General features: G+C 51.4%; 12 protein-coding genes. All 12 read left to right on the top strand.

Translation table 11 applies throughout. The annotated features are described in order from the left end of the window. Positions 1-317: 317 nt before the first annotated feature. Positions 318-1748, top strand: a complete 1431-nt coding sequence (locus QZP87_RS07305; RefSeq protein ID WP_291322263.1) for a response regulator — start codon at positions 318-320, stop codon at positions 1746-1748. A 244-nt stretch (positions 1749-1992) separates the two neighbouring features. Then, the gene (locus tag QZP87_RS07300; protein ID WP_291322262.1) at positions 1993-3123 is read left to right on the top strand and encodes an FIST N-terminal domain-containing protein; all 1131 of its coding nucleotides are present in this window, start codon (positions 1993-1995) and stop codon (positions 3121-3123) included. Further along, positions 3113-6505, top strand: a complete 3393-nt coding sequence (locus QZP87_RS07295; protein ID WP_291322261.1) for a response regulator — start codon at positions 3113-3115, stop codon at positions 6503-6505. Before QZP87_RS07300 ends, QZP87_RS07295 begins: the two co-directional genes overlap by 11 nt. 97 nt (positions 6506-6602) lie before the next feature. Further along, complete coding sequence (locus tag QZP87_RS07290) at positions 6603-7604, top strand: HD domain-containing phosphohydrolase (protein WP_008871076.1); 1002 nt, start codon at positions 6603-6605, stop codon at positions 7602-7604. Between the two features lie 169 nt (positions 7605-7773). Beyond that, complete coding sequence (locus QZP87_RS07285) at positions 7774-9522, top strand: ATP-binding protein (protein ID WP_291322260.1); 1749 nt, start codon at positions 7774-7776, stop codon at positions 9520-9522. 50 nt (positions 9523-9572) lie between these two features. Then, entirely contained in the window at positions 9573-11210 is a 1638-nt protein-coding gene (locus QZP87_RS07280; protein WP_291322259.1) for a SpoIIE family protein phosphatase, read from the top strand. A gap of 185 nt (positions 11211-11395) precedes the next feature. Continuing rightward, complete coding sequence (locus QZP87_RS07275) at positions 11396-12130, top strand: sugar transferase (protein ID WP_291322258.1); 735 nt, start codon at positions 11396-11398, stop codon at positions 12128-12130. A 227-nt stretch (positions 12131-12357) separates the two neighbouring features. Further along, positions 12358-12699: an STAS domain-containing protein gene (locus QZP87_RS07270; RefSeq protein WP_291322257.1), complete on the top strand. Its 342-nt coding sequence runs from the start codon at positions 12358-12360 to the stop codon at positions 12697-12699. After that, positions 12696-14129, top strand: coding sequence for an NDP-sugar synthase (locus QZP87_RS07265; protein ID WP_291322256.1), 1434 nt, complete (start codon positions 12696-12698; stop codon positions 14127-14129). The genes QZP87_RS07270 and QZP87_RS07265 overlap by 4 nt, the downstream gene beginning before the upstream one ends. Positions 14130-14213: 84 nt before the next feature. Continuing rightward, the gene (locus tag QZP87_RS07260; RefSeq protein ID WP_291322255.1) at positions 14214-15185 is read left to right on the top strand and encodes a glycosyltransferase family 2 protein; all 972 of its coding nucleotides are present in this window, start codon (positions 14214-14216) and stop codon (positions 15183-15185) included. A gap of 217 nt (positions 15186-15402) precedes the next feature. Beyond that, positions 15403-15915 carry a serine acetyltransferase gene (locus tag QZP87_RS07255; protein ID WP_291322254.1) on the top strand — a complete coding sequence of 171 codons (513 nt, stop codon included), beginning with the start codon at positions 15403-15405 and terminating at the stop codon, positions 15913-15915. A 29-nt stretch (positions 15916-15944) separates the two neighbouring features. Then, on the top strand, positions 15945-16513 hold a 569-nt coding region (locus tag QZP87_RS07250; protein WP_291322253.1), incomplete at its 3' end, for a hypothetical protein.

Raw genomic sequence — 16513 nt, 5'->3', positions numbered from 1 at the left:
GTCGCCGGGGCGGCACAAAAATCCAGTGAGCTGGATCTGGCAGCCAGAGAAAAGGACTTGGAAGGGGTCAGCCGGGCCTGGGAAGAGCTTTTGCAGGAACTGCATAAACTCCTGGAATACCGGGACCAGGGCAATCAAGACTAACTTATCACTACAGCGAAACTTATTTATTCACCTCCGGGGACTGGCTCTCCCCGCACTTATTTTTAAAACCTGTCAACCATCCTTCAGAAAAATAAGTGCGGGGGTGCCTGTCCCCGATTTAGACAGGTTGAAAAGTTTTATACGTTTCGCTGGAGTGTTATTGCGAGCGTACAATGTTTACTGACATGGAAGCAGACCTGAAGTTAAAAGATGTCTCGGTTCTTTGCGTGGAGGACGAAAGTTTTACTCTGGAGTTTTTAACCCAGATGCTTGGGCCCAGGGTAAAAGAGGTCCATCAGGCCAGGGACGGCCAGGAAGGGCTTTACGCATTTTCACGTTTCAATCCCGATATAGTCATCACCGACATTGAAATGCCGCGCATGGACGGCCTGGAAATGGCTGAAGCCATCCGGGAGCAGGATCCGGAAGCGGTGGTCATACTCTCCACTTCCTTTGACAACATAGACAACCTGAAAAAGGCCATAGCCCTGCGTCTGGACGAATTTGTGTCCAAGCCTGTGGCTCCGGCGGAGCTTCTGGAAGTGCTGCAGCGCTGTCTGAGGGTGATCAGCAGGAAAAAAGCAAAGGACCGGCAGCGCAGGACCATGGAGGGTATGCTTGGGGGCATGCCTTTTCCGGTGATGCTTCTGGACACAGAAAATCACAGGGTGGAGATTGCCAACCCGGAAGCAGGCAGGGCCGGATACAGGCAGGGGGCGGCCCTGGAGGGCAGATTTTTCCCCCCTGAGGTACGCCAAGTTATCAAAAGTAAAGGCAATGCTGGTGATTTACTTGAAGCCAGGGAGCAGTCCAGGCTGGAAATATCCTCCGGGGACAAAAACTGGGAGATTTACCTCAAGCCGGTGGCTTCAGGCTGGATGGTCGCAGCCGTCGTGGATGTCACCTGGCGCTGGCACCTGGATCAACTGCGTGAAGACGTTGAGCGCATCACCAGGCACGACATGAAGACACCCTTAAACGGCATTATAGCAATACCGGACCTGCTCCTGGAATCTGACGCACTGGACGATGAAAGCCGGGAACTGGTGCAGTACATAAAAGAATCTGGGCATACCCTGCTGAACATGATAAACCTGTCCCTGGACCTGTACAAGATGGAGCAGGGGACATACCAGCTTGATCCCGGGAAAGTTGATCTCATCCGTGTGCTGCGGCAGGTCTTGAGACAGCTGGAACCCCTGAGCAGGGGAAAAAACATTCAGGTGAGACTTCTGCATCAGGATATGGATGTGCCGGATGATTTCAGCTTCATGGTCTGTGGTGAAGAGATGCTTTGCTACTCCATGTTTTCCAACCTCATTAAAAATGCCCTGGAGGCATCCCCGCAGGGGAAAGAGGTCAGCATCAAGATGCGGCACCAGGCTGGTGAAAGCCTTATAACAATCCACAATCACGGTGAAGTGCCCAGGGAAATAAGGGAGGTCTTTTTTGACAAGCTAAGCACCCACGGCAAGAAATCCGGAACAGGCCTGGGTACCTACTCCGCGGCCCTTATAGCCAGGACCCAGAACGGAAACATTGACATGCAGACTTCAGTAGAGTCCGGCACCACCCTTACTGTGCGTCTGCCCCTGTGCCAATAGATGCAAAAGGGTTTTGTCCGCAGTATCTGTTTAGCGCTGTTAAGGAAAGCAGGGGACAGGCACCCCCGCACTTATTTTTCTGAAGGATGATTGACGGCATTTTAAAAATAAGTGCGGGGAGAGCCAGTCCCCATGCTACATGCAAAGCGCTGAAACAGATACTGTCCGCAAAGATATATGTAAGCATGAATCTGTTCAGCTTTACTTAAAAGGGCTGACAGGGACTAAGCAAGGAGGTAAGAATATGATACTCAGAGTTTGCAGGGAAGGATCTGTGGAGTCTTTACAGTCCATGCTGCAGGAAGTCCAGAACCACGGGCGGGTGAAGTCCATACTCATCCTGGCCTGTGACGCCGATGGCTTTACCCCGGAGAATGTTGATCCGGTCCTGCAAGAGTGCGGTCTGCCTCTGCTGGGGGGGATTTTCCCGCAGATTATTGCTGAAGGGGAAAACCTGGAGAAGGGCACCATTGTGGCCGGGCTTTTTTACGATACAGTGTCTCTCTATGTGCCGGGTCTAAGCGATGACGACAGGGTTATGGACGACGCCGTGGATGAGGCCCTGACGGGTGTTGACGTGGAGGACAGGACCTTTTTCGTGTTTGTGGACGGTCTGAGTTCCAGAATCAGCGCCTTTATCGACGGGCTTTTCAACAACCTGGGTCTTATGCCCAACTATATCGGCGGGGGAGCCGGATCATTGAGTTTTGAGCAGAAGCCCTGCCTTTTCACCAACCTGGGCCTCAAGGGCGACGGTGCGGTGGTGGGGGTATCAGAAGTCCGCAGCGGCATAGGAGTGGCTCATGGGTGGCACCCCATAACCAAAACCATGAAGGTGACTGAATCCGAAAAAAACAGGGTCATCTCCCTGAACTGGGAACCGGCCTTTCAGGTGTATAAAAGTGCCATAAAGGAACAGTCCGGTCTGTCATTTGATGAACAGCCCTTTTTCGACATCGCCAAGGCCCACCCCCTGGGTATAGTCAAGCTGGACGCGGAAATGATCGTGCGCGACCCTCTTTTTACCGAAAATGATGAACTGGTCTGCGTTGGGGAGGTGCCTGTGAATTCCTTTGTATACATACTGCGGGGAAACATGGACTCTCTTATTGAGGGTGCGGTTCAGGCCAGGGACATTGCCCTGAATAATTACCATGGGGACCCGAACAAGGCCAGCATGCTGTTTATGGACTGTATCTCCAGGGTCCTTTTCATGGGTGAGGAGTTTAAAAAGGAGCTGCAGGCGGCTGATTGCGGACTGACCACCTTTGGAGCCCTGACCATCGGAGAGATAGCCAATACCGGGGATGCCTACCTGGAATTCTACAACAAGACAGCAGTGGCCGGGATACTGGGAGATCCCCATGCAGAATGAATTTTACAAGGACGTGTTGCTGGAACTGGCCCTTTCCATCAGCGGCGAGTTCGACCTGGAGAAGCTTCTCAAGAAGTGCATGCCGCAGTTTCTGCGCAAGCTGGACTGCACTGCTGCAGCCGTGGTCAATACCGCAGATGACAAAGGCATAGTACTGTGCCTGCCCAGGTACATGTCCAGAAATGAGGATTTTGCCGCTATGCTGCAGCAGCTTGCCCGGGAAGCGGATACAGACGGCTTTCAGGACTGGTTGCTGCTGCAGGAACAGGACAGCTTTCATTACGCTTTCAGGCTGCAGGACTTTGGTATCCTGGTGCTTTCGCGATCCAGGAGTTTCGAGCCATTTCTCATCAATGAACTGCTGCCCCTGACTGCAATGCTGGCCAGGGCCTGCCGCTCCTGCCTGGAAGTGGAAAAGCGCAGGCAGGCCGAGGAAGAGCTTTCCAACTCCAAGGCCCTGCTGGAAGCTACACTGGATTCCATCCCGGACATCATAGGAATTCAAAAACCGGATCATACCATGATCAGGTACAACCGGGCCGGGTATGATTTTCTGGGTCTTACGCCAGAGGAGGTGAAAGGAAGAAAATGCTACGAACTCATCGGCAGGTCAGTGCCCTGCAGTTCGTGTACCTCGGCCCGGGCCGTCAGAACCGGCAGGCAGGGCTTCAAAGAAAAATACCTGCCGGAATATGACAGGTATCTGGAGTGCATTTCCCAGCCGGTCTTCGATTCCCAGGGCAGTGTTCACCTGGTGGTGGAGCAGTTAAGGGATATTACCCAGCGCAAAAGGTCCGAAAAAAAGCTTCTGACCCAGAAGGCCCAGTTCGAGTCTCTTTTTACCAACACCAGCGACGCAATGGTCTATTTTGACGCCGACCTCAAAATTTTCAACGTCAACACGCGTTTTACCGAGATGTTCGGGCATGACCTGGAAGAGGTCAGGGGCAGAAATATCATAGATGTGGTGGATCCTGAGGGAAAAGAGACGCATTACGGGGCCTACAGGATACTTGCAGGGGAAAAGGTGGAGATGGAGTGCACCAGGTATTCCAGGGACGGCGAGCCAAGGGAAGTCCTGCTTAAGGGCGGTCCGGTGCTGGTGGATGGAAACATTACCGGAGGGTTTGCGGTTTACTCCGATATAAGTCAGCGCAAAAATTACGAAAAGGAGATCATCAGGGCCAGGGATGCAGCAGAGGAGGCCTCCAGGGCCAAAAGCGATTTTCTGGCCAACATGAGCCACGAAATAAGAACGCCCTTAAACGGTGTGGTGAGCATGATGAGCCTGCTGGAAGAAACCAGCCTGGGACCGGAGCAGAGAGAATACGTGGACATGGCCGCCATTTCCTCGGAGTCTCTTTTGAACATCATAAACGATATCCTTGATTTTTCAAGGATCGAGGCTGGCAGGTTAGAGCTTACCCGGCAGAATTTTGACCTGGAAAGGGAAATTTCCAGGGTCATGCTGCTTCTGACCAAAAGGGCCAGAAGCAAAGAGGTGGAACTGCTGGTGGACTACGACCTGCAGGCTCCCAGAAGGGTGCGGGGGGACAATCTGCGTCTCAGGCAGATCTTGTATAACTTAGTGGGCAATGCCGTCAAATTCACCGAAAAGGGCTATATACTGGTGCAGGTGAGTCTTGCAGAAGCAGGTGAGGAGAAGGCCCGGCTCAAAATATCGGTGCAGGATACAGGGGTGGGCATCCCCGTGCACATGCAGGAGAAGATCTTCGAGCATTTTACCCAGGTGGACTACTCTTCCACCCGCAGGCACGGCGGGACCGGCCTGGGACTGGCCATCAGCAGGAGCCTTGTCCGGCTCATGGGCGGCGATCTGCAGGTCATGAGCCGGGAGGGGGAGGGCTCGACTTTCTTTTTCGAGCTGGATATAGGCTATGCAGACGATGCTTCGGAGTTCATTGAAGACAGTGAGTTGAGCGGAATGCGGGCCATGATAGTGGATGATAATGCCATCAACCGTAAAATCCTGGCCGGATACCTGGAGAAGTGGGGGGTGGAGCATGAGAGTGCGGCAGACGCATATCAGGCCCTGGATATTTTGAACCAGAACCACCAGCAGGGGAAAAGCTTTGACTTTGCCCTTGTTGATCATGCCATGCCGGGCATGGACGGTATCGAACTGGCCAGCAGGATCAGGGAGCAGGACCAGGAAAAGGGTATGGGGCTTATTGCCGTTAGTTCGCTCTGGGGGCAGGTAAGTTCTGGTGAGTTTTTTCAGAAAGGGTTTGACTCATATCTGCCCAAGCCCGTCAACAGCGAGGACCTTCTTGCAGGCATAAAGGCGTGCCTGCATGGACGCAAGGGGGATAACAAAAGGCCACTGCAGCCTGCCGCACCAGTCAGGCAGGAGAATGCGCATGAAGTGCAGGCCGGGCCTGCTGCAGGTGCAGGCCCAAGGATACTTCTGGTGGATGACAACCATATCAACCGCAGATCTGTGCAGATCATGCTCAAAGACACTGCAGGCGGCCTGGTTTCTGTTGAAAACGGACAGGAAGCCCTTGAAAAGATGCAGGAGGATTCTTTCGACCTGGTCCTCATGGATGTCCAGATGCCGGTCATGGACGGACTGGAAGCCACGCGGCGGATAAGAAGCATGGAGCAGGGGACAGAGGACAAAGATCTTGGAGTGGAGGTTGCAGAGGAAATCTTAGAATCCCCCAATCCCCAAATCCCTAAATCCCCAAATCCCTCAATCCCTGAATCCCTAAATTCCCAAATCCCTAAATCCCCAAATCCCTCAATTCCAGAATCCCGGAATCCCAGAATTCCCATAATCGCCCTGACCGCCAACGCCATGCCCAGCGACAGGGAAAAATGCCTGAGTGCCGGCATGACGGATTATATCGCCAAGCCGGTGCAAAAGATTGAGCTGCTGGCAATGCTTAAGAAGCACCTTCCGGCCGGCTTTTTTGACCTGCAGGACGGGAAAGGCCGGGATGAAAGGGCCGGGGCAGAAGAGGATTCCGGGCAGCCGCCAGGGCATGATGAGTACCAGGTATTTAATACCAGGGATTTTATGGACAGGTATGAACAGGATCTGGAAATCGCTGCGGAAATAATGCAGGACTTCTTGAGCGACCTCCAGGTGGAGCCGGAGCATATTCAGGCGGCCCTGGCCAGGCACGAGGCAGGTGATGCCGACAGGCTGGCCCACAAGCTCAAAGGTTCGGCCGGGTATACTGGCGCGGAAAGGATAAGGCTGCACTGCGCCAATATCATGCACAGCTCCCGGCAGGAAAACTGGCAGGAGGCACATAAAGAGATGCAGCTTCTGCAACGGGAGGCCCAGAGGTTCGAGGCGGAAGCCAGGGCGTTTTTCCAGACACAGGAAGTTGAGTTGCAGGCAGGGGAATAAGACCGGGGCGTTACATTCAGCTGGTCATGGCAGATGATCCCCCGGGCTTAATGACCAGAGATTAACAGGTTTGCACACAAAAAATACAAAAGGTCTTATGAAAGTACTGGTTGTTGAAGACGACAAGATAAGCCGCAAGACTCTTTCCCTGTACGCCAGGAACACAGGGTATGAGCCCATTGCAGCTGCAGACGGCAAGGAAGCCCTGAAGCTCTGGCACGAGCACCGTCCCAGGATCATTCTCACGGACTGGAACATGCCGGTAATGGATGGACTGGAGCTCATTTCCCGGGTCAGGGCCTCTGAAGGGGATGAATACACCTACATTATCATGATTACTTCCAGGGATGATTCCACCGACCTGATCCGGGGATTCGAGTCCGGAGTGGACGACTACCTTACCAAGCCGGTGGATAAGTCTGAACTGCTGGTGAGACTTAAAGCCAGCGAGCGTATCTTCAGTCTGCAGAGCAAGGACACAGTCATATTCGCCATGGCCAAACTTGCCGAGACCAGGGATCCCGAGACCGGGCTGCACTTAGAAAGAATCCAGAGTTACTGCCGTATTGTTTCCGAGTTTCTGCTGCGCAATTCCATGTATCAGGATATCGTAAACCGGCGTTTCATCGACGACATTTACTCCACCAGTCCCCTGCACGATATCGGCAAGGTGGGCATACCGGACCATATCCTCCTCAAACCAGGCAGACTGGACGAGGAAGAGTTTGAGATCATGAAAACCCACACCACCATCGGCTACGATACCCTCAAAAGCACCATCCAGCAGAATCCCAAAGCCAATTATCTGAGGATGTCCGCGGATATCGCCAGGTATCACCATGAGAAATGGAACGGATCAGGGTATCCGGACGGCCTTGCCGGAGAGGATATCCCCCTTGCCTCCAGGATCCTGGCTGTAGCAGACGTCTATGACGCACTGGCCTCCAAAAGAGTGTACAAGGACGCCTTCTCCCATGAAAAGACACGGGCCATAATCAGAGACGGCAAGGGTTCGCATTTTGATCCCACCCTGGTGGACGTCTTCCTGGAATGCGAGGACGAGTTTATAGAGACTCTGGAGAGATTCAGGGAGGTCTGAAGCTATGTCCTTGCCGGCAGAGTATCTGTTTTGCTTTTAAGGAAAGCAGGTGACAGTTGCGTATTTATTTTTTTTCTGATGAACAAATTTCTGCTGTTGGCCTTGGAAAAATTATTGCGGGACAGTCCCCGTGCCACATGCAAAGCGCTGACATACATCGAGGCAATGTTTGAAAGATCAACTGCATCAGGAAATTGTCCTGGAAATGGCTCTGTCCATCAGCGGAGAATTTGAGCTGGAAGTATTGCTCAGGAATTCTCTTCCAATTTTCCTGCGTAAACTCAACTGCAGCCTGGTCGGCGTGGTCCAGGAAGATGCTCAAGGTCTGCATACAAGCCTGGTATTGCCCAGGGTTATGCAGGACCAGCCATTATGGGAGGAATTGACTAGTTCGCTTTTTCAAAAGGCTTCCGGGCAGGGACAAAGTGATTTTGTGGAGATACTGGAGCGTGAACAGGGCCTGTATTACGGCTTCAGTCTTCCCGGTTTCGGAATGCTCGTCCTGGGTCGCAAGAAGGCCCTTGACCCTGTATTTTTAAAAGAACTCAAACATATTACATTGATGTTGTCCAGGGCATGCAGGGCCTGCATGGAGGCCCTGCAGCGCAGGCAGGCCGAACAGTCCCTGCAGCTGGTTCAGGCCCAGCAGAAGGCCTTGCTGGACAACCTTCCTTTTTCAGCCTGGCTCAAAGACACCCAAGGGAATTACCTGGCTGTTAACGAGGTCTTTTGCCGCGAAAGCGGTCTGTCCCGGAAAGATATCCTGGGTAAAAATGCCCTGCATGTCTGGCCGGAATCCACGGGACGGCGGTATGTGCGTCAGGACGCCAGAATAATGCAGAGCGGTGATAAAATGAACTGGGAAGACTTGATCCAGGAACAAGGCAGGAAAACATGGGTGGAATTCTATAAGACTCCAATATTTGATGCAGATGGCAATATAGTTGGGCTTTGCGGATTCAAGCGAGACATTACCGAAAGGAAGCGCATGGAAGAGTCCCTGCGCAAGAGCCGAAATGAGTTGCGCCAACTGAACGCCACCCTGGAGCAGAAAGTGGAAGAGCGCAGTCGCCAACTCGGGGAGGTTCAGCAGAGACTGATTCTGGGAGAAAGAATGGCGGCCATAGGACAGCTGGCTGCAGGCGCAGCCCACGAGCTCAATAATCCCGTGGGGTTTGTGTCCATGAATTTTGAAACACTGCAGGAAGAGATCCAGATTATCGTTGAGGTTATACAAAGCTACAAGCAGGCACTTCAGGCCGACCCGGGTTCAAGTGAACAGGACAGGCTTTTGTCCCAGGCCTATGAACTTGAAAAAAAATATTCCCTGGATTTTGTTTTGAGCGACCTGGACAAGTTGTTTGAACAGTCCAGGGATGGATTTCAGCGTATTGCAAAGATCGTTGACAGTATGCGCAATTTTTCCAGGAATGATTCTGCAGAGGAATTTATATTGTTTGATCTGAACAGGGGGGTTAAAGATACACTGGTTTTGACTCACAATAATTACAAGAACCATGCAGAGGTTCTAACCGAACTTGGGGATATCCCGGAAATAGAATGTATACCTGGCGAAATCAACCAGGTGATTTTAAATATTATAGTTAACGCGGCTCAGGCCCTGGAAGATACTCAGATGCCGCGGCCAGGCAAAATTCAAGTGCGTACCTGGTCTGATGAAGACTATGTATATTGTGATATATCCAACAATGGACCCTTGATCGAAGAAGAAGTCCTCAGACGTATCTTTGACCCTTTTTTCACCACCAAACCCACCGGAAGGGGGACAGGACTGGGGCTGAGCATTTCGTATGATATCATTGTACGCAAACACAATGGGTCTTTAAGCGTGGAGAGTGATGAGCAGCAGGGCACCACTTTTCACATTGTTCTGCCGGTCAGGCATAAGAGAAGTTAAAAGTTATCAACTATCTACAATAAACTGATACAATAAATCAGAGTCAGAATATGCAAGAGTCTATAGACCCCCGGGAAATCAAGGGGATAGAAAACATCAATATTTTGTTTGTGGATGATGAAATACAAATCCTGGATTCATTGAAGCGTTTTCTCTTGCGGGAACCCTATGGGAAGTTTTTTGCAAACTCAGCTGCCGAGGGCCTGGAGGTAATCGAGGCTGAAGATGTGCATGTCGTTGTTTCGGACGTAAAAATGCCGGTCATGGATGGCATGACCTTTCTAAAAGAAGTCCGCAAGCGTAAGCCGCATATAGTGCGCATGGTTCTAAGCGGTGCAGCTGACCTGGACCAGATCGTGGATTCCATAAACAAGGGAGAGGTGTACCGCTATATCCTCAAACCCATTCAGGTAGTCAAGGAATTCAGAGCTACCCTGCTGCAGGCTGTGGAGCTCTACCAAATCAAGCAGCAAAGGTTCTTGCTCCTGTCGGAACTGCAGCAGAGCAACATGGAGCTTTTAAAATGGCAGGAGAAAATCCAGCAGGAACTGAATGTTGCCGGAGCGCTGCAACGCAAGGTTCTGTCCATGGACCCTTATATCGATTCTCAAATGGAGATTTACAGCGCATACGAGCCGCATATTTCCGTGGGTGGGGATTTTTTTGATGTCTTCAGCCTTTCCGGGGGCAAGGTCTGCGTCATCATAGGGGACGTTGCAGGCCATGGGGTAGCCCCGTCCATGCTGTCCATGCTTTTGCGGGTCCTGGCCGGAGAGACAGTTCAAGCCATGCATGAAAAGGGTCCGGCAGCTGTGTGCAATGTCATTCATCAGCGCTTTTTGCAGTATGTCCACGAGCCGGAGTATTACGCAACCATGTTCATGGGCTTTTTTGATCCAGAGGATTCAGTCTGGCGCTGCATCAGTTGCGGCCATCCCCAGGCAGTGCTGTACCCCCATGATTCTGATGTTAACCTTGAAAAAGGGGTTTATCCAGTAGGTCTGGCCATTGCTCCTGCAGATATCGCCCACACCTCCGATGAAATAGTAATACCAGCCTTGCCGGGCATGAGTATTGTTCTGTATACGGACGGCCTGGTGGAGTCTCACAAGACTGCTGCTGAAAAAAAATGCAGGCCAGTGGATTTGCAGGAGATTGTCGGTTCGAGTCAGGTGTCTCAGGCTCTGAATCCAGCCGGCCGTATTGTGGATCTGATAAAGGAGCAGGGCTGCGACATCAGTAATGATGACTGCAGCATTCTGACCATTTATCATAAAGACCCGGAAAACAGCCTGTGGTCCGGGCGGGTGCAATGCAGCCCGGTCCATGTAGAGGATTGTGCCAGAAATATCCAGGAGCTTCTTCTGCAGCTGAACTGGCCCGAAAACTCCAGCTGGGCGGTACGCATGGTGGTCCACGAATTCGGAATGAATATCATTGATCATTCTGGCCTGCCTAAGGACCAGGACTTTTTTCTGAGTATAAGTCTAAACAATGAAATCTGCAGGATACTTTTTCTTGATGCCGGTAAAGAATGGAACTATGTTTCAGTCAAATCCATTATGGACAGAAATCCTTTAGATTCTGAGAGAGGCAGGGGCCTTGAAATCATGAGCCAGCTTTGCCGGGATATCATGATTTTTCAACGCAGCGGCACCAATCATTCCCTGTTTACTGTCTGCAGGTAGCACTTTTGGTGACATACTAACACTACAGCGAAACTTATAAAAAGAATATCGTATCTCAATTGGGGACAGGCACTCCGCACTTATTTTTGTTAAATGATCTTGGTTTTATTGGAAAAAATAAGTGCGGGGAGAGCCAGTCCCCGGAGGTCAGTCATAAGTTTCGCCGTAGTACTAAGGAGTCCGGAATGAATGAAGAAATATTCAGGGCGCGTACAGCCCTGTTCAAAGAGATGCAGTTGCCTGTATCCAAGGCTGACATGAGGGTCCTCAAAGCCAGGCACCGTCTGAAGGTCGCCATGTGGGAACTCAGCCTGGGCGGGCTTTTTATCATCAAGCGCATTATGGATGTCCTGGGTGTAATGGCCGGGCTGCTGCTGCTTTCTCCCTTGCTGATACTGGTAGCCTTAGCCATAATGATTGAAGATGGCAGACCTTTTTTGTATTCCCAGAGCCGTGTGGGTTTAAATGGCCGGATTTTTCCTTTTTACAAATTTCGTTCCATGTACAGGGATGCCGACCAGAGAAGGCAGGAACTCATGGACAGCAATGAATCCCAGGATGGCGTAATTTTCAAGGTCAGGCAGGATCCCCGGGTAACAAAGGTAGGGCGCATAATCCGGCGCTTCAGCATTGACGAACTGCCGCAGCTTTTCAATGTTCTCAGGGGAGATCTGGCTCTGGTGGGTCCCCGGCCTCCCCTTCCGGATGAAGTTGCCCAGTACAGCCTGGAAGAACGTAAAAGACTGCATGTAAAGCCCGGCCTGACATGCTTCTGGCAAATCCAGGGCCGTTCTGAAATACCTTTTAAGGACCAGGTCCGGCTGGATCTGCAGTATATCCACAGTCAGAGCATAGCCACCGACGTGTGGATAATCCTCAAGACCATTCCGGCAGTTCTTTCGGGAAAAGGTGCTTATTAAGCGCTGAACACAGATTTCGGAACAACTTGTTGTTTTATTTTCAAATGTAGCCAAGAGGTTTTGCCCAACAGATACAAAATTTATAAAAATGACATACAGAGTGTCTTGTGCAGAACTTTTGAATGTCCAGCCGATTAAAAATTAACAATTAACAGATAACCGGCCCGGGGACAGTCCCGCACTTATTTTTTCTGATGAACAACACTTATCCTGTAGGGAGAATACTTATGCAGACATCCAATCCCAGTGAAGGGGTGGTCATCGCTGAAGTACCAGAGGGTACTCTGACCGCCTCAAATGTCGATCCTTTCAGAGAAGAATTTAATAGAATTCTGTCAGAAAGTCATGATCTTAAAGTTTTGATCCTGGATCTTTCAGGTTTTACGTTTATGGACAGTGCAGGTCTGGGCACCTTGATAGCACTGCTGAAAAAGAGTTCTGAGCAGGGCAGGGAAATCAAGCTGGCCGGCCTTAGAAAAGAAGTGCGGGTTGTTTTTGAAATCACCCGGGCCTATAAACTTTTTGATATTTTTGATACCACCGAAGAAGCTCTGCGGGTGGTTGAGTGAAAGCCGTGATCCATACCGGTGTGCCTGCACCCTGGGCGGCTCCGGTAAACCGGGTTCCCTGGGCCCTGTTGCCCCTGGGCAACCGTCCACTCCTGGAATACTGGCTGGAATGGTGCTCGGATATGCACATCCTGGATATTCGCTTAGTATTGGATGACGGTGCAAAACAGATTGAGGAGTATGTAGGTTCCGGCGAGTCATGGGGTTTGCAGGTGACTTACGGCTTTCACCGCAACCAGAATGACCCGGTGCATTTTTTAAAGCGTTTTTCATCAGACGACCTTTTACAAGGTCTCATGCACGTGACTGGTCCGGCCTTTCCCCGCAAAACCGGCATGCAGTCCCGGCACCCTGAGTCTGGAAAAACCCTGGCTTACATAAATGAAGGCAGAGCTCTATGCGTTTTAAGCCGGGACCCTGCATTTCTTGAGGCCTGGATCAAAGGTCAGACAGACTTAAGCACGCATCAACCGGATCAGTTCGAGTCTCTGGGACGCGAGATTGTACCCCTTGAAAGTCTTAAAGACTTATATGAAATAAACATGAGTTTAGTACAGGGAGAAGTTCAGAATTATCTCCAGCCCGGGTATTATGATAAAGACAACGTCATTATCGGGTATAACGTCATTACCCCGCCCACAGCCACTCTGAGCGCCCCCCTAATCATCGGCAACGACTGCCGCATCAGCCCCATGACCAGCATTGGACCCAATGCGGTGGTGGGAAGTCATGTCTTGATTGACCGTCAAAGCGAAATTTCCGATTCAGTGATACTAAGCGGCACCTTCATCGGCCAGGGCATGGAGATACGATCCAAGATCGTTTTCGGCAATACAGTCATAGACCCTTACAGCCAGGCCGTGGTAACTATTCCGGACCCATGGATGGTGAGTGAGGTGCAGTCCCTGCCTGCTTTCAGAGACATACTCGAATCCCTTTTCAGCCGGATGGCCGCCGGGGTCATCGCCCTGACCCAGCTGCTGCCTTTTGCCCTGCTGTTCGGCTGGAAGCTGGTGCAGGGCAGCAGGTTTACCCACAAAGAGGTACAGGGAAGAAACGGCAGAGTGCTGAAACTGCCTCTTTATACCCAGGCAAAAGTCAGTCACGGTATTTCGGACAGAATTTTCATGGCCCTTGGCCTGGACAGGTATCCTCACTTTCTGCTGGCCTTTTACGGACGCCTGTGGCTCTGCGGCCACAGACCCCGGACGGTACAGTCCCAGGCTGCCCAGGATATGAATGAGCCTGATGCCGGAGCTTTTCCAGCGGCCATTACCTATGCTGATCTCAGAGAGCAGGATAATGATGCGGACCTGGAACGGGTGGAAGAACTGTACTACCGCCACCACCGCTCCCTGTGGGAGGACATGCGCATGCTGGGGCACTTTATCATCAAGCGCTGGTCAGACTTTTTCAGGGGGAGAAACTGATGTTCAAACACTGGAACCGGAGCTGAAAAGACGCAGGGTGGAGTATTTTTTCGGAGGCAAGGAAGAATAAAGAGGATTTTTATTATGATCTCCGTAGTCATTGTCAGCTATAATACCCGGGATATTTTGCGAAAATGTCTTGAGGCCCTTTTTGAGCACAGCTCTAACCTGGAATTTGAAGTATTTGTTGTAGATAACGATTCCAGGGATGGTTCCGCGGAAATGGTGGCTCAGGAATTTCCCCGGGTAATCCTGACGGCCAACAAAGAAAATCTCGGATTTGCAGCAGCCAACAATCAGGCTTTTGCCCTGGCTCAGGGGGAGTATATCTTATTGTTGAATCCGGATGCTTTTGTGAAGCCCGGGGCTATTTCCAGGGCGGCTGAATTCATGAGGCAAAACCCCGGGTGCGGAGTATGCGGGGGGCGCATAGTTGATCCTGACGGCAGTCTGAATCCCTCTGCCAGACGATTTCCCACATGGTTTTCCAATTTTTGTACCCTGAGCGGGCTAAGCAGTCGTTTTGCCGGGTCATCCTTTTTCAACAGGCACGACTTCGGAGGCTTTGCCCACGATCAGGTCAAGGAAGTGGACTGGGTTCCCGGAACTTTTATGTTTCTGCGAAGAAGTATGCTGGAAGACATCGGTTTTTTTGATGAGCGTTTTTATATATACTACGAAGAGACTGATCTGTGCCTGCGGGCCAAGCAGGCCGGCTGGAAAGTGTTCTTCGTTCCAGAGGCGGAAGTAGAACATATCGGCGGGGCCAGCAGTAAAACCAGAAAAGACAAAGCCTACAACATGGCCTCGGCCCAGGTGATGAATTTCAAAATGCGCAGTGAATACCTGTACTACCGCAAACATGGGGGCCTGGCTTCTGTCTTGTCTCATGCAGGTCTGGAACTGGGCTGGCATGCCCTGCGCATGGGAGTGAATGTGCTGCGAGGCAAAGATGGCCGGGAAAAGGTTGTGGACTCCGGCACAGTCATCCATCTTACCCGGCAGGCCCTGCAGGACACCAGCTATGGCCGGCATTCTCCCCCGATTCCATGGTAGTATGACCTGAAAAGGTAAGCATTCAGGGGGTACTCAGTTTTAGTCCCTGGCACCAGGCCTGGGGACTGTCCCCCGCTAAACACTAACTGATCAGGTTCACACAGCTTCGCTTTTGTCAGATTATTTTGTGCAGAAAAGGTGTCGCGGGGACTGTCCCCAGTCACGCCAGTGGCGTGATTCCGGCACCCCCTGAATGCTTACCTGAAAAGGACTAACAATGTTTTTGAGCAATGTACGCCATGACCTCAAGACCTATAAAGGTGACTGGACCGCCCAGGGGTTCTGGGCCATGCTGGTATATCGTCTGGGGCGCTGGCGCTATGGAATACGTTTCAGAATAATCCGGCTGCCTTTTTCATTTCTTTACAAGGTACTTTTCAAGATGGTGCAGGTTTTCTGCGGCATACAGATGCCCTGCGAAGCTCCTGTAGGGCGCAACTTCAGGATTGATCACTTCGGTAATATCATTATCAGCGGTTATGCTTCCTTCGGGGACGATTGTGTTGTGCGCAACGGGGTTACTGTGGGCATAAAAAATGTCCTCGAAAAAAAAGCACCCAGAATTGGAAACAACGTTGACATAGGTGCCGGAGCTAAAATTCTGGGGGATATAACCATAGGCAACAATGTCTTTATCGGTGCCAATGCCGTGGTAATTTCCGATATTCCGGACGACTGCATAGCAGTAGGTGTGCCGGCAAAGATAAAACACAAATTAAGCAAGCATTAACAGATAACTGAAATCCATTCATAACTATTATGCCCCCTGAGTCTAATCCTTCAACAGATGAAAGACCCGGAATCCTTGTGGCTGCCAGGGATGAACCGGTACGGACCATGCTGGTCTCTGCATTTCCGGACAGCTTTAAGATCTTCACAGCAGGTTCAGCTGGTGAGGGAGAGCGTATTCTTGCCGACGGCGGCGTGGGTGCGGTGATTTGTTCCACACACCTTTCGGATATGACCGGGCTGGAATGGCTGGCCCAGTTGAAGCGCCGCAATGCTTCCGCAATGAGAATATTCGCACCGGAGCGTTCCACAGAACCATTGGCTGTGGCTGCAGTCAACAAAGCCAATGTATTCAGATACATATCCGATGCCACTGACCACCAGCGTCTGCTTGCAGCTGTGGAGGAAGCAATCCAGGCTGCCGGGCACAGGGCGGGACCTTCGTGTATGCGCGAAGCCGTGGGTAAGGCCATCAAGGCTCATACCCTGTGCCGGGGATCTCAAAAGGGCTGTCTGGTTCAGGCGGCCCAGGACATAGAGGACGAGCAGCCAACTTTCATCCAGAGTTTCAGCAGTTATGCCGGGTGGACCAGCATGGG

This window comes from Desulfonatronospira sp., assembly GCA_003563255.1.
Taxonomy (GTDB): Bacteria; Desulfobacterota; Desulfovibrionia; order Desulfovibrionales; family Desulfonatronovibrionaceae; genus Desulfonatronospira.
Note: the sequence above shows the minus strand (reverse complement) of the source record. Positions and strands in the feature narration are given on the sequence as shown.